Annotated in this window: 21 protein-coding genes and 1 pseudogene; 11 read left to right on the top strand and 11 right to left on the bottom strand. The window is 61.0% G+C overall.

Annotated features, from left to right (window positions below; all coding sequences use genetic code 11):
* Positions 1–4: 4 nt before the first annotated feature.
* The gene (locus tag AAFM15_RS00885; RefSeq protein WP_341684809.1) at positions 5–433 is read right to left on the bottom strand and encodes a CopD family protein; all 429 of its coding nucleotides are present in this window, start codon (positions 431–433) and stop codon (positions 5–7) included.
* Between the two features lie 287 nt (positions 434–720).
* Between AAFM15_RS00885 and hemB the strand changes: the two genes are divergently transcribed.
* The gene (gene hemB, locus AAFM15_RS00880) at positions 721–1,728 is read left to right on the top strand and encodes a porphobilinogen synthase (RefSeq protein ID WP_341684808.1); all 1,008 of its coding nucleotides are present in this window, start codon (positions 721–723) and stop codon (positions 1,726–1,728) included.
* 18 nt (positions 1,729–1,746) lie between these two features.
* A complete protein-coding gene (locus tag AAFM15_RS00875) occupies positions 1,747–2,853 on the top strand; it encodes a magnesium transporter CorA family protein (protein WP_341684807.1) in 1,107 nt (368 codons plus the stop codon).
* Between the two features lie 12 nt (positions 2,854–2,865).
* On the opposite strand, the gene AAFM15_RS00870 is transcribed toward AAFM15_RS00875, so the two are convergent.
* Positions 2,866–3,555, bottom strand: a complete 690-nt coding sequence (locus AAFM15_RS00870) for a dienelactone hydrolase family protein (protein WP_341684806.1) — start codon at positions 3,553–3,555, stop codon at positions 2,866–2,868.
* 14 nt (positions 3,556–3,569) lie between these two features.
* Positions 3,570–4,172, bottom strand: coding sequence for a 2-hydroxychromene-2-carboxylate isomerase (locus tag AAFM15_RS00865; protein ID WP_341684805.1), 603 nt, complete (start codon positions 4,170–4,172; stop codon positions 3,570–3,572).
* A gap of 75 nt (positions 4,173–4,247) precedes the next feature.
* On the opposite strand from AAFM15_RS00865, the pseudogene AAFM15_RS00860 reads away from it, so the two are divergent.
* A pseudogene (locus AAFM15_RS00860) lies at positions 4,248–4,361 on the top strand (NAD(P)-dependent oxidoreductase); the annotation flags it as partial.
* Between the two features lie 44 nt (positions 4,362–4,405).
* Entirely contained in the window at positions 4,406–5,026 is a 621-nt protein-coding gene (locus AAFM15_RS00855; protein WP_341684804.1) for a MarC family protein, read from the top strand.
* A gap of 10 nt (positions 5,027–5,036) precedes the next feature.
* Here the strand turns inward: AAFM15_RS00855 and AAFM15_RS00850 are convergent, their stop codons facing one another.
* Positions 5,037–5,978, bottom strand: coding sequence for a LysR family transcriptional regulator (locus AAFM15_RS00850; protein ID WP_341684803.1), 942 nt, complete (start codon positions 5,976–5,978; stop codon positions 5,037–5,039).
* Between the two features lie 131 nt (positions 5,979–6,109).
* On the opposite strand from AAFM15_RS00850, the gene AAFM15_RS00845 reads away from it, so the two are divergent.
* The 3 genes from AAFM15_RS00845 to AAFM15_RS00835 all read left to right on the top strand — a co-directional run bounded on the left by AAFM15_RS00845 (position 6,110) and on the right by AAFM15_RS00835 (position 10,259).
* On the top strand, positions 6,110–7,621 hold the full coding sequence (locus AAFM15_RS00845) for a CoA-acylating methylmalonate-semialdehyde dehydrogenase (protein ID WP_341684802.1): 1,512 nt from the start codon (positions 6,110–6,112) through the stop codon (positions 7,619–7,621).
* Positions 7,618–9,243 (top strand): GMC family oxidoreductase N-terminal domain-containing protein, encoded by a 1,626-nt coding sequence (locus tag AAFM15_RS00840; RefSeq protein WP_341684801.1) that lies wholly within the window; start codon positions 7,618–7,620, stop codon positions 9,241–9,243. The genes AAFM15_RS00845 and AAFM15_RS00840 overlap by 4 nt, the downstream gene beginning before the upstream one ends.
* 257 nt (positions 9,244–9,500) lie before the next feature.
* Positions 9,501–10,259 (top strand): TSUP family transporter, encoded by a 759-nt coding sequence (locus tag AAFM15_RS00835; RefSeq protein WP_341684800.1) that lies wholly within the window; start codon positions 9,501–9,503, stop codon positions 10,257–10,259.
* Here AAFM15_RS00835 and alr read toward each other — a convergent pair.
* Positions 10,249–11,358: an alanine racemase gene (gene alr / locus AAFM15_RS00830; RefSeq protein WP_341684799.1), complete on the bottom strand. Its 1,110-nt coding sequence runs from the start codon at positions 11,356–11,358 to the stop codon at positions 10,249–10,251. The genes AAFM15_RS00835 and alr overlap by 11 nt on opposite strands.
* A 158-nt stretch (positions 11,359–11,516) precedes the next feature.
* Between alr and AAFM15_RS00825 the strand changes: the two genes are divergently transcribed.
* From AAFM15_RS00825 to AAFM15_RS00815, 3 genes are read left to right on the top strand one after another with little or no spacing between them, the layout of a single operon-like run.
* A complete protein-coding gene (locus AAFM15_RS00825; RefSeq protein WP_341684798.1) occupies positions 11,517–12,134 on the top strand; it encodes a DedA family protein in 618 nt (205 codons plus the stop codon).
* A 3-nt stretch (positions 12,135–12,137) separates the two neighbouring features.
* Positions 12,138–13,055 (top strand): DMT family transporter, encoded by a 918-nt coding sequence (locus AAFM15_RS00820; RefSeq protein ID WP_341684797.1) that lies wholly within the window; start codon positions 12,138–12,140, stop codon positions 13,053–13,055.
* On the top strand, positions 13,052–13,540 hold the full coding sequence (locus tag AAFM15_RS00815; RefSeq protein WP_341684796.1) for a glutathione peroxidase: 489 nt from the start codon (positions 13,052–13,054) through the stop codon (positions 13,538–13,540). Before AAFM15_RS00820 ends, AAFM15_RS00815 begins: the two co-directional genes overlap by 4 nt.
* Positions 13,541–13,545: 5 nt before the next feature.
* On the opposite strand, the gene glcF is transcribed toward AAFM15_RS00815, so the two are convergent.
* From glcF to AAFM15_RS00785, 6 genes are all read right to left on the bottom strand, one after another.
* Positions 13,546–14,790 (bottom strand): glycolate oxidase subunit GlcF, encoded by a 1,245-nt coding sequence (gene glcF, locus AAFM15_RS00810; RefSeq protein ID WP_341684795.1) that lies wholly within the window; start codon positions 14,788–14,790, stop codon positions 13,546–13,548.
* Positions 14,791–14,793: 3 nt separating this feature from the next.
* Positions 14,794–15,945: a glycolate oxidase subunit GlcE gene (gene glcE, locus AAFM15_RS00805; protein WP_341684794.1), complete on the bottom strand. Its 1,152-nt coding sequence runs from the start codon at positions 15,943–15,945 to the stop codon at positions 14,794–14,796.
* 84 nt (positions 15,946–16,029) lie between these two features.
* Entirely contained in the window at positions 16,030–16,965 is a 936-nt protein-coding gene (locus tag AAFM15_RS00800) for an SMP-30/gluconolactonase/LRE family protein (protein ID WP_341684793.1), read from the bottom strand.
* A gap of 136 nt (positions 16,966–17,101) precedes the next feature.
* Positions 17,102–18,568 carry an ammonium transporter gene (locus AAFM15_RS00795; protein ID WP_341684792.1) on the bottom strand — a complete coding sequence of 489 codons (1,467 nt, stop codon included), beginning with the start codon at positions 18,566–18,568 and terminating at the stop codon, positions 17,102–17,104.
* Positions 18,569–18,591: 23 nt separating this feature from the next.
* Positions 18,592–18,930: a P-II family nitrogen regulator gene (locus tag AAFM15_RS00790; protein ID WP_341684791.1), complete on the bottom strand. Its 339-nt coding sequence runs from the start codon at positions 18,928–18,930 to the stop codon at positions 18,592–18,594.
* Positions 18,931–18,968: 38 nt separating this feature from the next.
* Complete coding sequence (locus tag AAFM15_RS00785) at positions 18,969–19,667, bottom strand: TorF family putative porin (protein WP_341684790.1); 699 nt, start codon at positions 19,665–19,667, stop codon at positions 18,969–18,971.
* A 195-nt stretch (positions 19,668–19,862) separates the two neighbouring features.
* Between AAFM15_RS00785 and AAFM15_RS00780 the strand changes: the two genes are divergently transcribed.
* Positions 19,863–20,181: magnesium chelatase domain-containing protein (locus AAFM15_RS00780; RefSeq protein ID WP_341684789.1), on the top strand; the 319-nt coding region annotated here is incomplete at its 3' end.

The following is a 20,181-nucleotide window of genomic DNA, read 5'->3' as shown; positions in this document are numbered from 1 at the left end:
TGCCTCAGAAAGGTTTGACGACCACCAAAATGACGGCTGCCAGCATCATGAGCACAGGTGCCTCATTGAACCAGCGAAACCAGATGTGGCTGCGACGCATGCTACCCGCTTCGAACTTGCGCAGAATGCGGCCACAGGCATGGTGGTAGCCCAACAAGCCCACGACCACCAGAAGTTTGGCGTGCATCCACCCCTGTCCAGGGCCTTTGCCGATACCGTAGTGCAACCACAGCACCAAACCCAGCACCAAAGCAGGAATCGCCAAAATCGTCATGAACCGGTAAAGCTTGCGCGCCATAAGCAACAAGCGTGCGCGTTCGGCCACCGATTCAGCCGGCACCATGGCCAGATTCACATAAATACGGGGCAGGTAGAACAAGCCCGCAAACCAGCTGGCAATGAACAGAATATGAAGGGCTTTGATCCAGAGCATGGCAACAGTGTAGCCCCCACAAAGGGGCAGGCAAAAAAAACCCCCGGCAATAGCCGAGGGTGAGAAGCCTTGTGTTTTTACACATCAAAGCGCCCGCTCAGGGAGGAAAAGCGGGGAACAGCAAGCTGTTCAGCGGCGAATTTAACAAATAACAGAAACCACAACAAGACAAGCAGAATGACAAAAACGTGATTAGCCTGAAAAACAACAAATTTTTCACTGCACCACCCCCCATTTGTGACAGCTGCTGTCTTCTCAGGGCAAACAGTTGAGGCACAATTTTCGACATGACCCCTTTTGCCCCCTATCCCCTTGGCCGTCCGCGCCGCCTGCGCCGCGACGAATTCACCCGCAACCTGGTGCGCGAACACCGCGTGACCGCGCACGACCTGATCTACCCGGTGTTTGTGCTGGACGGCCAGAACCAGCGCCAGCAGGTCGGCTCCATGCCGGGCGTGGAGCGTCTGTCGCTGGACCTGCTGCTGCCGGTGGCCGAAGACTGCGTGAAGCTGGGCATCCCCGTCATGGCCCTGTTCCCGGTGATCGACGCCTCGCTCAAGGACCCCACCGGCAAGGAAGCCATGAACCCAGAGGGACTGGTGCCCCGCGTGGTGCGCGAACTCAAAAAACGCTTTCCCGAACTGGGCGTGATGACCGATGTGGCGCTCGACCCCTTCACCAGCCACGGCCAGGACGGCCTGCTCGACGAAACCGGCTATATCCTGAATGACGAAACCAGCGCCGTGCTGGTGCAGCAGGCGCTCACCCAGGCCGAAGCGGGCGTGGACATCGTCGCGCCCAGCGACATGATGGACGGACGCATTGGCGCGATCCGCCAGGCGCTCGAGGCACGTGGTCACATCCACACCCGCATCATGGCCTACAGCGCCAAATACGCCAGCGCCTTCTATGGTCCCTTCCGCGACGCCGTGGGCTCGGCCGCCAATCTGGGCAAGAGCAACAAGAAGGTCTACCAGATGGACCCGGGCAACACCGACGAAGCGCTCAAGGAAGTGGCGCTGGACATTGCCGAGGGCGCCGACATGGTGATGGTCAAGCCAGGGATGCCGTATCTGGACGTGGTGCGCCGCGTGAAGGACGAGTTGCGCGTGCCCACCTTCGCCTACCAGGTCTCGGGCGAATACGCCATGCTCAAGGCCGCCGCACAAAACGGCTGGCTCGACCACGACGCCGTCATGCTGGAGAGCTTGCTGGCCTTCAAGCGCGCCGGGGCCGATGGGGTGCTGACCTACTTTGCGCGCGATGTGGCACGTATCGTCAATCAGCTGCCCTGAAAAATGAGCCAGCACGGCATGCGGATCTTCAGCATTGCAGGCGCGCGGGTCACACCTGAAACAGACTTGCCACTGCAACTGCCCACACAAGGTTTTTTGTGGGTGGCGTGTTCCCGCTCTGCCTTTGAGGCCCACCTCGATCCAATCCAGGCCGCACTGGAACGCTGGTGCGGTCGCTCCCTCGTGGATTTGCATGTCTCCGACTTGCTCAATGCTCAACTGCCCTCGCACTTTGACTACAGCGCGCACTATGACCTGATGGTCTTTCGTCGCCTGGCCACACCTGAGCCCGCTGCCACCGAGCCACCCATCAACAAACGTCAGGGTCCCCCTGCACTTCAACGGCTGCACACCAGCCCCGTGGGCTTTGCGGTTTTTGACCGCATCCTGATCAGCGTCCACCCTGACGACTGCGCCGTGCGTGATGCCTATGCACAGCGTCTGCTCACCACCGCCGAGCAACGTCTGGCAGAACCCGATGCCCGCTCCACAGGGGCACGCGGCGTACCCACAAGCCCTGCCGACATGATGCTGCGCATCATCAGCCACATGGTGGATGGCTACCTGGATTTACGTCGCATCCTGAGCCGACAACTTGACCACTGGCAAACCCAGCTGCTCAACCCCCGTGCCCGCTTTGTACGCTGGGAGGCTCTGTTGCAAGCTCGCGCCGCGCTGCACCAGCTCGAGTCCTTGTGTGACGATCAGCGCACCGCCTTACTCAACTGGGGCGAGTCGCTCAACAGCGAACAGCCTGGCGCCGAGGTTGGCGCGACGCGCGATCTTGAGATGCTCAAAATCCGCAACCGTGACGTGCTCGAACACATCGATCGTGTGGCCCAGCATGTGCGCCGCCTGGAGCACAACACCGAAAGCGCCGTGCAAATGCACTTCAATGTGCAAAGCAACCGCACCAACGACATCATGCGCACACTCACGTCGCTGACGGCCATCTTCCTGCCGCTGAATTTGATCGCAGCCATTTTTGGCATGAATTTCGAATTCATTCCCTGGCTCCATCAGGCCAGCGCCTTCTGGTGGACCCTGGCCAGCATGGGACTGATTGCCCTCAGCCTGGTCCTGGTGTTCTGGCGCAAGCGTTACCTGGCCAAGACAGGCGAATAACCTGCCAGGAAATCACCCGAGGTGTTCAGCGAAGAACGCCAGCGTGCGCTCGCGAGCAAGTTTGGCCGAAGGTGCGTGCCATGCGGCGCGCTGGTCACAATTGAAGCCGTGGTGCGCCTCGTAGGTGTACACCCGAACCTCGGGATGCAACGTCTGAAAGTCAACGACGCCGTCCATCGGTATCCACTTGTCAATTTCGGCAAAGTGCGCCAGGACAGGCACTGACGGCTTGCGTGCCACCTCGGCCTCGGTGGTCATGCCACCTCCGTAATACGGCACGGCTGCACTCAAGCCTTTGAGCAGGCAGGCAGATCGCCAGGTCAGCAAACCACCCCAGCAATACCCCACGATGCCCACCTTGCCGCCCGAAGCATTTGCAGCATGGTCAATCGCGGCCTGGATGTCTTGGAGCACACCCGGTGCGGGCAAGGCCTCGACTGCTGTCTTGTAGCCAAAACCTTCCCCCATGTCGGCCTCGCTGTAGCCCAGCTCCACGCCTGGCTTGGCGCGATGAAAGCACGCAGGTGCCACCGCCAGATAGCCTTGTTGAGCATAGCCATCCGCAACACTGCGAATGTGGCTGTTAACGCCAAAGATTTCCTGGATCACCACGACGGCCCCGCGAGGCTGACCTTGCGGTCGGGCTTCATACGCTGGAATACGTGCGCCATCAGCAGCGATCAATTCAATCATTTGTCCCATCGCGGACTCCTTGTTCAAACTTGGGTCAGAGCACGTTCGACAAAGTCCAGTCGATCCTGCCCCCAGAAAATCTCGTCACGAATCACATAACTGGGCGATCCAAATACGCCTGCATCAATGGCCGCTTGTGTGCAGGCTTCGTAGCGCGACTGCACCTCGGCCTGCTGAGCTTGCTCCAGCAAACTGGCAGGCAAGCCCTGCTCTTGCAGCAGCTCGGTCAGCACTTGCGCATCGGCAATGTTGCGCTCCTGCGACCAACACGCTGTCAGCACGGCGCCCGCCACTTTCATGGCTGCATCAGCGCCCAGCGCCATATCGGCAGCCAGAATCAAGCGTGCCGAAGGATCTCCGGCCACCGGAAAAAACCTGGGCTGCAGATTCATCGGCAGACCCAAGTGATCACGAAAACGTGCCAACTCCGTGAGCCGGTATGCCAGCCTTTGGGGCGCACGCTGGCCCAAGGGCAACCCACCCGACACCGGAAACACCTTGCCCAAATCCATCGGCCGAATGCGCACCACCGAACTTGTGCGGTGCACCATGTCGGCAAAGCGCTGGTGGCCCAAATAGGTCCAGGGACTTTGAGGGGCGAGGTAGTAGTCGACTGTGTGACCCATGTTGTCTCCTTGCTGAGGTTTAATGCGAACCATGCGTTTGTAACGCTTGTTCGCCATTCTTGCCCAGGAGAGGTCATGGAGAAAGTCTTGTTGGTGACCGGTGGCAGCCGAGGCATCGGTGCAGCCACCTGCACACTGGCCGCGCAGCAAGGCGGGGCTGTGACTATCAACTACACCACCATGAGTTTGATCGACATCTCCGGAGGGCGCTGATCTGACGGCACAATGGACGCATGGACTTCAAGCCCCTCATCACTTTGCTGGCCATCGTCAACCCTTTGGCGATCGTGCCTTTTTTCATCCACTACACACAAGGTTTCAGCCGGGTTCAGCGCCAACGCACGGTACTGATCTCGTCCTTCACGGCCTTCACAGTGATTGCCGCGAGCGCCTTGCTGGGCTTGCAAATTCTCGAATTCTTTGGCATCTCTCTGGCCAGCTTTCAGGTCGGTGGGGGCCTGCTGCTCATGACCTCGGCGTTGTCCATGATCAACGCCCAACCTGCCGAAGCTCGGGCCAACGCAGATGAAATTCAAAGCGCAGGCATCAAGGACAGCATTGCCGTGGTGCCCCTGACCATCCCTTTGCTCACAGGCCCCGCCACCATGTCCACCGTGGTGATCTACGCAGAGCAAGCCAAGAACGCCTTTCAGCTGCTGACTCTGGTGGGCTACGGCGTGGTGGTGGCGGGCGCAACCGCTTTGTGTTTTTCCCTAGCCACCCCGATTGCACGGGTACTGGGTCAGACAGGCATCAACGTCATGACACGTTTGATGGGTCTGATCCTGGCCGCGCTCGCCGTTGAGGTGATGGCCAACGGTCTGCACAAGCTGTTTCCGGCGCTGGCCGGTTGAACACCCGCCATCACTGCACAGCAAAGCCCTGCGCCAAGCCCTTGCGCAAATGTGCCACCAGGGCAGAGACCGCACGTGGCACATGCGGCGTGTAGGGACGGATGGCAAAGATGTGCCGCGCAAAACCACCATCGACTTGCCAATCGGGCAAGACCTGAAGCAACTGCCCTTTCAGTAAAGCCTCCTGCGCCGAGAAGTCCGGCAGCAAAGCAATGCCCGCACCGGCGAGCGCCGCCTCACGCAAAGCCTCACTGTTGTTGGCGGCCAAACTGCCCCGCACAGGCACATTGATGTGCTCTCGTTTCCTGGGCGCCTTGAGTGGCGAAAAACTCCAGACCGGCGTTTCTTGCGAACGCGGGTAATGCAGGCAATTGTGTTCTTGCAAATCTTCGGGCGCTTTGGGAACGCCCGCACGACGCAAATAAGCCCGCGTCGCCACAAGCACCGAGTCCGTATCACACAGCGCCCAGGCGACGTGGGTATCGGGCGCACGCTCAGTGTGCCGGATGGCCAGATCAAAACCCTCCGTCGCCAGCGCGCGCAAGCGGTCAGCCATGTCCAACTCCAGACGCACTTGCGGATGCAGGCGTAAAAACTCCGTCAACAACGGCATGAGTTGCTGGCGTGCCAACGCAACCGGCGCGGTGACCCGAATCAGACCGCTGGGCTGTTCAGCCAGATCGCGAACCTGTTCAAAGCTTTGGGCAATTTGCTCAAACGAGGCCCGGGTGTCGTCCACCAATCGCTGCCCCGCTTCGGTCAAGCGCACGCTGCGCGTAGTGCGTTGAACCAGGGGTACACGCGCAGCACGTTCCAACTCTGCGATACGCTGGCTCACCGCCGCCTTGCTCACGCCCAACCGGGCCGCTGCTGCGGTGTAACTGCCTTGTTGATCCAAGACACTGAGCCAATACAGATGGCTCCAGAACGTGCTGATTTTTTGTGTATCCATCTCCAGATTGTTCACTATTTTGAACAATCAATTCAATTTGGATGGCTTGTCGTTTGCGAACAGGTTTTTTAGACTGGAACCATCGCACGCTGTTTTCGCGGTCCAAGACCGCTCCCACAGAGGAAACAATCATGAGCATTGCAAATATCGGGCACTACGTCGACGGCCAACAAGTTGCCGGCGCATCAGGCCGCAAACAACAGGTCACCAACCCCGCAACAGGCGCCGTAACAGGCCAAGTTCACCTGGCCAACAGTACCGAAGTAGACAAAGCCGTGGCTGCTGCGCAAGCTGCCTTCCCCGCCTGGGCCGACACGCCGCCGCTGCGCCGGGCGCGCATCATGTTCAAATTTCTGGAGCTGCTTAACCAGCACAAAGACACACTGGCGCACATGATCACCGCCGAGCACGGCAAGGTGTTCACCGATGCGCAAGGCGAAGTCACACGCGGCATCGAGATCGTCGAGTTCGCCACTGGCATCCCGCAACTGCTCAAGGGCGACTACACCGAGCAGGTGTCCACCGGCATCGACAACTGGACCCTGCGCCAGCCGCTGGGTGTGGTGGCGGGCATCACACCCTTCAACTTTCCGGTCATGGTGCCCATGTGGATGTTCCCGGTCGCGATTGCCGCGGGCAACACCTTCGTGCTCAAGCCCAGCCCGCTCGACCCTTCGCCCTCGCTCTTCATTGCCGATTTGCTCAAGCAAGCCGGACTGCCTGACGGCGTGTTCAATGTGGTGCAGGGGGACAAGGAAGCCGTGGACGCGCTGCTGGTGCACCCCGATGTGAAAGCCATCAGCTTCGTGGGCTCCACCCCGATCGCCAACTACATCTACGAAACCGGCGCCCACCACGGCAAGCGTGTGCAGGCGCTGGGCGGTGCCAAGAACCACATGGTGGTCATGCCCGATGCCGACATCGACCAGGCGGTGGACGCGCTGATCGGCGCCGCCTATGGCTCGGCCGGCGAGCGCTGCATGGCCATTTCTGTTGCCGTGCTGGTGGGCGACGTGGCCGACAAAATCATGCCCAAGCTGATCGAACGCACCAAAGCACTGAAGGTGCTGGACGGCGAGAACCTCGCCGCCGAAATGGGCCCCATCGTGACCGATGCGGCGCGCAGCCGCATCAAAGGCTACATCGACGCGGGTGTGGCCGAAGGTGCCAAGCTTTTGGTGGATGGCCGCCAGTTTGACGGCGCCAAAGCCGGTACGGGTTGCGACGAGGGCTTCTGGCTCGGCGGCACGCTGTTCGACCACGTCACGACCGACATGAAGATCTACAAGGAAGAAATCTTTGGCCCGGTGCTGTCATGCGTGCGGGTACCCGACTTTGCCAAGGCGGTGCAGATCATCAACGACCACGAGTTCGGCAACGGTGTGAGCTGCTTCACGCGCGACGGCAATGTGGCGCGCGAGTTTGCGCGCCGCATCCAGGTGGGCATGGTGGGCATCAACGTGCCGATTCCGGTGCCCATGGCCTGGCACGGCTTTGGTGGCTGGAAGCGCTCGCTGTTTGGCGACATGCACGCGTATGGCGAAGAGGGTGTGCGCTTCTACACCAAGCAAAAATCGATCATGCAACGTTGGCCCGAAAGCATCGCCAAAGGCGCCGAGTTTGTGATGCCGACATCCAAATGAGCGACAACACCTTCGACTACATCATCGTCGGCGGCGGCACAGCCGGCAGCCTGCTGGCCAACCGGCTGAGCGCCGACTCCAGCAAACGTGTGCTCCTGATCGAAGCGGGCAAGAAGGACGATTACCACTGGGTGCACATCCCGGTGGGTTACCTGTATTGCATCGGCAACCCGCGCACCGACTGGCTCTACCAGACCGAGCCTGCTGCGGGCCTGAACGGGCGCACGCTTCGCTACCCTCGGGGCAAGGTGATGGGCGGGTGCTCCAGCATCAACGGCATGATTTACATGCGCGGCCAGTCGCGCGACTACGACCAGTGGGCCGAGATCACCGGCGACGACCACTGGCGCTGGGAACACTGCCTGCCCGCTTTTTTGCAGCACGAAGACCATTACAAAGGCAGCAGCGCATTTCACCGCGCGGGCGGCGAGTGGCGCATCGAAAAACAACGCCTGCGTTGGGACGTGCTCGACGCCTTCGCCCAGGCCGCACAGCAGGCGGGCATTCCAGCCACCGACGACTTCAACCGGGGCAACAACGAGGGCGTGAGCTATTTCGAGGTCAACCAGAAAAGCGGTTGGCGTTGGAACGCCACCAAGGCGTTTGTGCGCCCGGTCTGCACCCAGCGCCCCAATTTCACGCTATGGACGCAGGCCCAGGTCAGCCGCCTGTTGATCGAGCGGGACGCCAACGGCACCCTGCGCTGCACTGGCGTCGAGGCGGTGGTCACGGGCCAGCGGCAAACCGCGCACGCCCATGCCGAGGTGGTGCTCAGCGCCGGCAGCATCGGCTCGGTGCAGATCCTCGAACTTTCGGGCATTGGCGACACCGACCTGCTGCGCGAGCGCGGCGTCACGCCGGTGCACCACCTGCCCGGGGTAGGCGCGAACTTGCAAGACCACCTGCAAATCCGCACTGTCTTCAAGGTGAAAAACGCCCGCACCCTCAACACCCTGGCCAACTCGCTCTGGGGCAAAGCCATGATCGGCGCGGAATACCTGCTTAAACGCAGCGGCCCGATGAGCATGGCGCCCAGCCAGTTGGGCGCCTTCACCAAAAGCGACCCGTCCCGCCCTTGGCCCAACATCCAGTACCACGTCCAGCCGCTGAGCCTGGACGCCTTTGGCGAGCCGCTGCACCGCTTTCCGGCCATCACCGCCAGTGTGTGCAACCTCAACCCCACCAGCAGGGGCACGGTGCACATCAAGACGCCGCGCTTTGAAGACGCCCCCGCAATCGCGCCCAACTACCTGGCCACCGACGAAGACCGTCAGGTGGCCGCCGACAGCCTGCGCGTGACGCGACGCATCCTGCAGCAGCCCGCCATGGCCAAGTACCAGCCCGAAGAATTCAAACCCGGCGTGCAATACCAAAGCGACGAAGAGCTTGCCCGCCTGGCCGGGGACATTGCCAGCACCATCTTTCACCCGGTGGGCACCACCCGCATGGGCCGTACCGACGACCCGATGGCGGTGCTGGATTCGCAGCTGCGGGTGCGCGGTGTGCGCGGCCTGCGGGTGGTCGATGCCGGCGCCATGCCCACCATCACCAGCGGCAACACCAACAGCCCCACGCTCATGATGGCGGAAAAGGCTGCAGGTTGGATCACCAGTGGGCAATAGGCGCCCACAAGTATTCTTTTTGTCCAAATACAACATGGGGATTTCCCGATTTTCGGGAAATCCCTGAGACCCAAGCAAGGCATGAACCGATACAGTGCAATCTATCGATGACAGGCCAAGCCTGCATCATGAGGGCCGAGGAGACAACCGGAAAACTCAAACACCAAACCTCTGCATCAAAACAGATGTGATTCATGGCGCCGCAATTGCGGCGCTTTTTTTTCGTCCGCAACGCAATACCCGCCACAATCGCCCTGATGGATATCCTGATCGTTTCGTTGGCCTCGCTCATGGCCGGGCTGGTGGACGCCATCGTGGGCGGTGGCGGCCTGATTCTGTTGCCGGCCTTGTTTGCCGTCTTTCCTCAGGCCGCGCCGGCCACCTTGTTTGGCAGCAATAAAAGCGCGTCCATCTGGGGCACGGCTTTTGCCAGTTACCAGTACAGCCGCAAAGTACAACTCAGAACCTCATCGCTTTGGCCCGCCGCCATCGCAGGCCTGTTGGGCTCTTTGGCAGGCGCATGGACCGTCACGCAGATTGACCCCGGTTTTTTACGCAAGCTCTTGCCGATATTGCTGGCTTTGTTGCTGCTGTACACCTTGGCCCGCAAGGACCTGGGGCGTGTGCATGCCCCGCGCTGGAGGGCAGACCACGAAGCCCGGCTGGCCGCAGGCATTGGCCTGGTGATTGGTTTTTACGATGGCTTCTTTGGCCCGGGTACCGGCAGTTTTCTGGTGTTTGCTTTTGTGCGCCTGCTGGGCTACGACTTTTTGAATGCCTCGGCTGCGGCCAAGCTGGTCAACACCGCAACCAATTTTTCGGCCTTGGTGCTATTTGCCCTCAAGGGCCATGTATGGTGGCATTTGGCTTTGGCCATGGCACTGGCCAATGTGGTGGGCAGTTTGATCGGTACCCGCCTGGCGCTCAAACACGGGGCAGGCTTTGTCCGCGTGGCCTTCATGGTGGTGGTACTGGCCCTGGTTGCCAAGACCGGCTATGACGCCTTTATTCGCTAGCGCTTTCCAGCACCGTCACAGGGACACGCTGCGCCAGCGCACACATGAGTTCATAGCCCAGGGTCTGGGCGTGGGCAGCCACCTCATCTATGGGCAGCACCGCGCCTTGCGAGGAGCGCCCCCACAGCGTAATCTCGGACCCCATCCCGGCGTCGGGCAAGGCAGACAAATCGACGGCCAACATGTCCATGCTGACACGCCCCAACGTGCGCGAACGCACCCCATCCACCAGCACCGGCGTGCCTGTAGGGCAAATGCGCGGGTAACCATCGGCATACCCGCAAGCGACAACCCCAACGCGCGTGGGCTGATCCGCCTTGAACGAGGAGCCGTAGCCCACGGTATCACCAGGCTGCACATGCTGCACGCCGATGATGCGGGCACGCAAACTCATGGCAGGTTGCAAGTCCCACTGAGCGCTGCTGTGCTGCGGGTGGTCTGGCGAACTGCCATACACCGCAATGCCCGGTCGCACCCAATCCGCACGTACACCCGCTTGTTCACAGTGCCGCAGCACGGCCGCGCTGTTGGCCACACTGCGTTCGCCCGGCAAGTCTTGCGAGGCCTGCACGAAGCGTTGCACTTGTTCTGCAATGCCTTTGTCGCCATCGGCATCGCTGAAGTGGGTCATGTGGGAAATCTCATCCACCTGCGTCAGGGCATTGAGCCTCGCCCAAGCCGCGCGGTAACGGTCCGGCGTGAAACCCAAACGGTTCATGCCCGAATTCATTTTCAGGAAGACCCGATGGGGTGCATGCGTCTTGTGCGACGCGAGCATGTCGATTTGCTCGTCGCAATGCACCGTGTGCCACAGGCCAAGACGCGAGCACAACTCCAGGTCACGCGCTTCGAACACACCTTCAAGCAGCAAGATGGGGCCACGCCAACCCAGGGCGCGTACGCGCTCGGCCTCGCTCAGGTCCAGCAAGGCAAATCCGTCCGCACTGCGCATGGCGTCAAACACGCGCTCGATGCCGTGGCCGTACGCATTGGCCTTGACCACAGCCCAGACGTTGGCATCCCCCGCCGCCGCACGCACACGCGCCAGGTTATGGCGAATGGCCTGCGGATCAATAAGGGCTTGTATGGGACGGGGCATGAAAACAAAACCTGTGACAGATCAAACGATGCGTCAAGTGTGCCACCAAAGGACAAGGCCTTGCGGGATCTGCCCGGTCTATTGCAGCAAATGCTTTACACTGGCGCGCGGCACCTCAACGGTGCAAACTTTTTTGCTGCACAGCAGCATGTGTACAGATGGAAGTCTTCAACGCCCTGATGCCCCTGTTTACCGAATACGGCTACATCGCCGTGTTCGTGATGCTGCTGATCTGCGGCTTTGGCGTACCTGTCCCTGAAGATGTGACCTTGCTGACAGGCGGCGTGATTGCCGGACTCGGGCACGCCGATGTGCACACCATGTTCGCCGTGGGCATGGCAGGCGTCCTGATTGGCGACGGCACCATGTTCATATTGGGCCGCGTGTATGGCCAACGCGTACAACGCCTGCCCGGTTTTCGCAAAGTTCTCACACCTGAGCGCTATGCGAGCGCCCAGGACGCATTCCACAAATATGGCCGCTGGGTCATGTTTGTAGCCCGCTTTCTGCCTGGCCTGCGCACGCCGGTGTTTTTCTTTGCGGGCATGAGCCACCGCGTGAGTTTTGCGACCTGGTTGCTGATGGACGGCGTGGCCGCCCTGATCAGCGTGCCCATCTGGGTCTACCTGGGCTACTTTGGTGCCCAGAACTGGGACTGGATGTTCAGCATGCTGCACCGCTTCCAGCATGGCATCCTGGGCTTGCTGGCCATTGGCCTGGGCTGGCTCTTGTGGCGCTGGTGGCGCAAGCGCCAGCAGCAACGCTCACTCTCCTGAGCCATGATCATCCATAGCAAGGCACCGGCTGTTGCCGCGCTGCTGATCAACGCCCTGGTCTGGGGGGTATCGTGGTGGCCTTTCAAAAACCTGCAAGCCCTGGGCTTGCACCCGTTGTGGGCCACCGCACTCGTCTATTTGATCGCTTTTACCCTGCTGGCACTGCTGTTTGTCTGGCGCGGCATGTGGCCTGCACAGGTCTGGCGTCATCCAGGCTTGTGGGCGTTATGGCTGGCTTCAGGCTTGACCAATGTGGGCTTCAACTGGGCCGTGACGGTGGGCGATGTGGTGCGGGTGGTGCTGCTGTTTTACCTGATGCCCGCCTGGTCCGTGCTGGTGGCGTGGTGGTTGCTGGGTGAACGCCCGCACGGAAAAGCCTTGTTACGACTGGCTTTGGCCCTGTGTGGACTGGTGATTGTGCTCAAGACACCAGAGACGCCCTGGCCCGTGCCGCAATCCCTGCCTGATGTGCTGGCCCTGCTGGGCGGGCTGAGTTTCGCGATCACCAATGTGTTGCTTCTGAAACTGCGCGACACACCTGACAGCGCCCGCATGCTGGCCATGTTCGGCGGCGGTGCCAGCATGGCGACGCTGACCGCTTTGCTGGCCCTGGGCGCTGGCGTCATCGCTCCCATGCCCAACGTTCTTGAATACGCCGGGTCATGGCTGCCTTGGGCGCTGGCTTTATCAAGCGCCTTCCTGTTTGGCAACTTTGCCTTGCAGCTCGGCGCGGCACAGTTGCCCGCACACACCACGGCCTTGGTCATGCTCTCCGAGGTGGTGTTTGCCAGCGTCTCGTCCTACCTGCTGGGCGCCTCCGAATGGAGCTTGCGCACCGCTGCGGGCGGCAGCCTGATCTTGCTGGCCGCGCTGCTGGCCGTGGGTTGGCCTGCACGCAAGACCACTGGAGCTCAAGCATGAACACCGTTTTCGACTTTTCTGCCACCACGCTGGACGGTCAAGCGCTCGACTTGTCCAGCCACAAAGGCAAAGTCCTGCTGATCGTCAACACGGCCAGCGCCTGTGGCTTCACCCCACAGCTGGCCGGCCTGGAGCAACTGCATCAGCGCTATGCAGACCAAGGCCTGGTCATCATGGGATTTCCCTGCAACCAGTTCGCCCATCAGGATCCCGGGGACGCCGCCCAGATCGCCCAGTTTTGCGAGCGCAACTTCGGTGTGCGCTTTCTGATGATGGCGAAAGTGGAGGTCAACGGCGTCAACACGCATCCGCTGTACGCATGGCTCAAGCAACAGGCCCCAGGCCTGCTGGGCACACGAGCCATCAAATGGAACTTCACCAAGTTTCTGGTCGGGCGTGACGGGCGGGTGTTACAGCGCTTTGCGCCTCAAACCCCGCCAGCCAAACTCAGCACTGCCATCGAGCAAGCGCTGCAGTCACACTGAGGCTTTCAAGACGCCGGACGCAAGGCGGCATCCAGCAACTCGATCCAGTGCCGCACCTGCAGCCCAGTGCCGCCTTGCAGGTGCGTGATGCAGCCAATGTTGGCGCTGACAATGCCTTGCGGATCCAATGCCTTCAAGTGGCCCAGCTTGCGGTCGCGCAGCTGCAGCGACAGTTCGGGCTGCAGCACGCTGTAGGTACCCGCTGAGCCGCAGCACAGGTGCGCTTCGTTACAGGCGGTCTTGATCTCGAAACCCAGCTCGCACAGGTGTTTCTCCACACCGCCTTTGAGCTGCTGCCCATGCTGCAAGGTGCACGGCGGGTGGTAGGCCTGCAGGCCTGCTGCGCGAAGAGCTTCAGGTTGGATCTGGGCTTTAAGTTCGGGCATCAGCATGGGCAGCAGTTCGCTGATGTCGCGCGTCAACGCACTGATGCGCTCGGCCTTGGCGGCATAGTCCGGGTCATGGCGCAGCACATGGCCATATTCCTTCACGGTAACGCCACAACCCGACGCGTTCATCACGATCGCCTCCACCGCACCACTGCTGACCTGTGGCCACCAGGCATCGATATTGGCGCGCATCTCGTCCAGACCGCCAGCCTGGTCATTCAGGTGGAACTTGACCGCACCGCAGCAACCTGCCTTGGGTGCGATCACGGTTTCAATGCCGCACGCATCCAGCACGCGGGCGGTGGCGCTGTTGATGTTGGAGCTCATGGCCGGTTGCACGCAGCCGGCCAGCATCAGCATCTTGCGCGCATGGGTGCGTGTGGGCCACACGCCTGCATCTTGCGGCGCGGGCACTTTGGCCTTGAGTTTTTCGGGCAAGACCTCGCGCACCAGCTGACCCAGCTTCATGGCCGGACCAAACAAGGGCGAGGGCAGACATTCCTTGAGCGCCCAACGCACGGCGCGCTCGGGCAAGGGGCGAGGCACTTTGGCTTCGACCACTTTGCGCCCGATGTCGATCAGGTGGCCATACTGCACACCGCTGGGACAGGTGCTTTCGCAATTGCGGCAGGTCAGGCAACGGTCCAGGTGCTCTTGCGTTTTGCGAGTGGGTTGCGCACCCTCCATCACCTGCTTGATCAGGTAGATACGGCCACGCGGGCCGTCCAGCTCGTCGCCGAGCAACTGGTAGGTGGGGCAGGTGGCGGTGCAAAAACCACAGTGCACGCACTTGCGCAAAATGGCCTCGGCTTCCTGGCCATCAGGTGTGCCTTGGTATTCGGGGGCCAGATTGGTTTGCATCGATCAAGCTCCCATGCGGCCCGTGGCGAACACGCCATGGGGGTCAAACTGTTGCTGCAAATTGCGCTGGATGCGCTGCAGGGTTTCGGACATGGGGCTGAACACAGGCACGTCCTGCGCCATCGCGAGCGAAGCCTGGCGATCTGCACTTTGGCGGAACAAGGTCGCATGCCCACCTACACGCTGCGCGGCTTCGCGCAAGGCTGTTGCTGCCGACGCAGGAGCCCACAACCAGCGCTGCGCACCTTGCCACTCAATGTATTGAGCGTAAGGCACATCCATCACCGGTGCGGTTTGCGGCAGCGACAAGCGCCACAAACAAGCGTCATCTGAAGGTGCCGTGAAAAACGGCAAGGTCTGTTCACGGCTGGCCATCCAGTCCGCCACCACCTGGGCGTTGTCCATGCGCGTCACTTGCGCCCCTAAAGCCTGAGCATCGGCGGTCATGGTGCCCACAGCCGACTCGACGGCCGCCACCGCGCCACGCAAACGCACAAACAGCATGTCCTGCCCAGGCTGCGCCGTGGTGTCGTGCACCCAGGCGCTGGCGTTCAAAGGCAAGGGCTGTCCGCCCCAACGGTGCAGCAACTCCAATGCTTCGGCCTGCGCCAGCCCGGCGCACATCAAAGTCGCCTCTGCTGGCGCCACTGGCAAGACCTTGAGGCTAACCTCGGTGATGATGCCCAGCGTGCCCCAGCTGCCCGCCAGCAAACGGCTGACGTCATAACCCGCCACGTTTTTCATGACCTGCCCGCCAAACGTCAGGTCTTCACCCTTGCCGTTGATGAAACGCGCACCCAGAATAAAGTCCCGCACCGCGCCCACGCTGGCACGCGCCGGGCCACTCAGACCTGCAGCCACCATACCGCCCACTGTGGCGCCTGGGCCGAAGTGTGGCGGCTCGAACGCCAGACTCTGACCCTTGGCAGCCAAAGCGGCCTCAACCTCGGCCAAGGGCGTGCCTGCACGGACGGTGATCACCAGCTCGGTGGGCTCATGGCTGATGATGCCGGCATAGCCTCGGGTATCGAGCACCTCGCCTTGCGGGCTCTGGCCCAGAAAGTCTTTGGTCCCACCTCCACGCAGGCGAAGCACCTTGCGCTCGGCAGCGGCCTGACGCACAGCGTCTTGAAGGGTGTTGAGTTGAACTTGCATGCCGGGATAGTAACCCCCCGGATCACTGGCGTGCTTGAATTTTTTGAATTGAGCCTGTGCCGGAAATTTACCCGGACACCGGTTTCAATAACCTGCCCAAGCGTTCACCGGCAAGCCCGCCACCTCCGTCCGCATGGCAAATACGCAGCCTGAGCCGGGGTTCTGCGCCAGCTCAGCCTCGCTGCGCCCATGGCGGGCGGTGGTCACAAACAGGGTCTTGAGGTCTGGCCCACCAAAGCAGGGCATGGTGGGGCACAGCGCGGGAACCCTGACATCGGTCAGTACTTCTCCACTTGGGGCGATGCGCAGCAGGCGGCCGCCTTCATATTGGGCGGACCAGTAGCAGCCTTCGGCATCGACCGCCGCGCCGTCTGGGCGTCCGCCATAGGGCACCTCGCTGCCCCAGGCCCAGCCTGCGGGTTTGGGTTCTGCCTGGCGCAACACCCGTCCGTTGGAGAGCTGCCCCGTTGTCGGGTCGGCGTCAAACGCACGTATCTGATGCGCGGCCGTGTCCGCCCAGTAGGCGGTACGGCCATCGGGCGACCAGGCCAGACCGTTGGCCGTGGTCACGCCAGCTTGCATGGCCTGCAAGCCCTGGGCGTTCAGCATGTAAAGCACGCCCAGCTGCTGGTCCTTGGGCTCGTACAGGCTACCCGCCCAGAAGCGGCCTTGGGCGTCGCACTTGCCGTCGTTGAAACGTTGTTTGGTGGTGTCATACGGAGCATCCGCCATTTTGTGCAGCAGACCACCCCATTGCGGCGCACGGTAGATGCCGCTGCGCAGCGCCAGCACCATGCCACCACCTTGCGCGGGGGCAATGCAGCCGGGCTCTTCTTGAAGCTGCCAATACTCGACTGGACCGCTGGCCTGCAGGCCATCCACCACGACACGGGCCACGCGCCGGCCGGGAATGTCCACCCAATACAGGCGTTGCTCGATCGGGTGCCAGAAGGGCGATTCACCCAAACCATCGGGCTCTGTGGTGATGCGGGTCCAGGCGGAGGCAGGGGTTGTGCTCATGAGGTCATTGTGCCGGAGCCATCCGCCACAAGCGCAAAAGATGCCGATTTGGTACCCCAAAAGAAACAGCCCGCGCACCTGAGTGCTGCGGGCTGCTGGAAGGACAAGCCAGCGGTTGCCGACTTTGCCTTGAAGGTCAACCGTGGTAGGCCGATTCGCCGTGACTGGAGATGTCCAGACCTTCGCGCTCTTCTTCTTCAGAGACGCGCAGACCGATGGTCATGTCCACAATCTTGTAGGCGATGAAGGACACCACAGCAGACCACACGATGGTCAACAGCACGGCCTTGCCCTGCGTCAGCACCTGAGCGCTGATGGAGTAGTCGGCAGCGGCGATGGTGGTGGCAGTCACCCAGTCACCCACAGCGCTGGGACCACCCAGGGCGGGCGAGTTGAACACACCGGTCAGCAGGGCGCCCAAAATACCGCCCACGCCGTGCACACCGAACACGTCCAGCGAGTCATCCGCACCCAGCAGTTTCTTGAGGCCATTGACACCCCAGAGGCAGACGAAACCAGCAATCAGACCGATGACCAGTGCACCACCGATGCCAACGTTACCGGCTGCAGGCGTCACCGCCACCAGACCAGCAACAGCGCCGGAAGCGGCACCCAGCATGGAAGCCTTACCACGCATCAGCGCTTCACCCACCGACCAGGACAGCACCGCAGCAGCCGTTGCGATCATGGTGTTCACGAAGGCCAGGGCAGCGAAACCGTTGGCTTCCAGAGCAGAACCAGCGTTGAAACCGAACCAGCCCACCCACAGCAGGGCAGCACCCACCATGGTCAGTGTCAGGCTGTGAGGCGCCATGGACTCTTTGCCGTAGCCCACGCGCTTGCCAATCATGTAGGCCCCCACCAGACCGGCCACTGCAGCGTTGATGTGCACCACGGTACCGCCTGCGAAGTCCAGGGCACCCATTTGCCACAGGTAACCGGCCTTGGCGTTCATCGCATCGACCACTTCCTTGCCGGTGTAGGCGTCAGGACCCATCCAGAACCAGACCATGTGGGCCACAGGCACATAGCTGAAGGTGAACCACAGCACCATGAACAGCAGCACAGCCGAGAACTTCACGCGCTCGGCGAACGAGCCCACGATCAGTGCACCGGTAATACCTGCGAACGTGGCCTGGAAAGCAGCGAACACGATCTCGGGGATCACGACACCTTTGCTGAACGTAGCGCCGTTGGCAAAAGTGCCAGCCACGTTGTCCCAAACGCCGTTCATGAACAGGCGGTCAAAACCACCAATGAATGCATTGCCTTCGGTAAAGGCCAGGCTGTAGCCATAGATGAACCACAGCACCACCAACAGCGAGAAGGTGACCATGACCTGCATGAGCACCGACAGCATGTTCTTGCTGCGCACCAGGCCACCGTAGAACAGCGCCAGGCCGGGCACGGCCATCATCAACACCAACAGGGTGGACACCATCATCCAGGTGGTATCACCCTTGTTGGGCACCACAGCAGCAGCGGCAGGCGCAGCTTCGGCCACGGCGGCCGCGGCTTCGGGGGCGGCAGTTTGTGCAAACGCCACAGCGGCGGTGCCCAACAGGCCCAGGCCTACGGCGGCAGAAGTCAAAAGTTTTTTCATGTTGAACTCTCTTTCTGAGGCGATTACAGGGCCTCGGCACCGGTCTCGCCGGTGCGGATGCGGACCACTTGTTCCACGTCATAGACGAAGATCTTGCCGTCGCCGATCTTGCCGGTGCGAGCACCAGCTTCGATGGCTTCGATCACGCGATCGACCAGCTCGTTGGACACGGCCGCTTCGATCTTGACCTTGGGCAGAAAGTCGACCACGTACTCGGCGCCGCGGTACAGCTCGGTATGGCCTTTTTGACGACCAAAGCCCTTGACCTCGGTTACGGTGATGCCCTGCACGCCGATGCCCGACAGTGCTTCACGCACCTCGTCCAGCTTGAAGGGTTTGATGATGGCGGTCACCAGTTTCATGATGGCTCCTTTTGAAAATTGAGGCGCAGTGCCCTGAATTACATGGCCTTGGTAAAGGTCAGAATGAAGCGGTTTTTGTTGACATCGCCAGTAAAGTCCGCTTTTTTCGTCGCACCAACAACCGCGCCCGTCACGCTATAGCCGTCACCCAAGTCATAGGAGGCGCCAACAGAGTAGTCGCTGAAGTCAGGAACCGCAGCCGCAACGTTGTTTTTGTAATTGGTATGACCGACTGCAGCTTTGAGTGTGAGCCCTTTGCTGATTTCTTGGGCGTACGACACACTGAAATAACCCACCTTGGAAGCAGCACCGAAATATTTATCCGAAACGGTGGTGGAGTATTTGGCGCTGAAGACGCCATAGCTCAAACCAAGATAGGCTTCAGTCGTGTTCGCGCTGGCGGCACCGGGGTAAGCGTACTTGAGCAGGCCAACGTCGTAGCCCACACCGCTGTATTCGCCTTTATAGCCACCGTACACATCCATCTCAAGGCTGTTACCGGTCAACCAGTTCACTGAAGAGTTCCAGTTACCCACATACATGCCGTTGCTGAACGCATAGTCAAAACCACCTTGCAAAGCTGGCTTCACCGCAGTTGTCTTGCTCAAGTCCTGATCCTGTCCACGGAACTTGTAGTTGGACACCAGGGACACGTTGGTCGACAGCTGGGCGCTGGCCATCAGGGGGGCGGCGATCAAGGCAGCCAGAACGAGGGATTTGGTGGCAATAGCTTTCATGGTTTAACTCCTTTAAAAGATAGGTCACACCCATCTAGCACGGACCGTGCCAACCCACAAAAGCGCATGTATTCGGGCTTTTCCCCTTCTTTGTCACCCCAATCCGTGCTCGAATGCCTGTGCAAAGACACAACACACACAACAATCGCCCCCGCGCACCTTGCTGGTGCACCATGATGGGGCAAGGGAGGAAATATGGGTCTTGCTTTGGTGCATAGCCACGCCCTGGTGGGGCTGCAAGCGCCCGCCGTCACGGTTGAAGTGCATATGGCCAACGGCCTGCCCAGCTTCACCCTGGTGGGCCTGGCCGATGTCGAGGTCAAGGAGGCCCGCGAGCGTGTGCGCTCGGCCATCCTCAACAGCGGGCTGGATTTTCCGCACAACCAGCGCATCACCGTCAACCTGGCACCCGCCGATCTGCCCAAGGATTCGGGTCGCTTTGATCTGCCGATTGCCTTGGGCATACAGGCCCCCAGCCGGACAATTGATGCCAGCAAACTCAACGGGATGGTGT

Origin of the sequence: Limnohabitans sp. (genome assembly GCF_038134685.1) — a bacterium.
Taxonomy (GTDB): Bacteria; Pseudomonadota; Gammaproteobacteria; order Burkholderiales; family Burkholderiaceae_C; genus Limnohabitans_A.
This window is presented reverse-complemented; position numbering and strand designations above follow the sequence as displayed.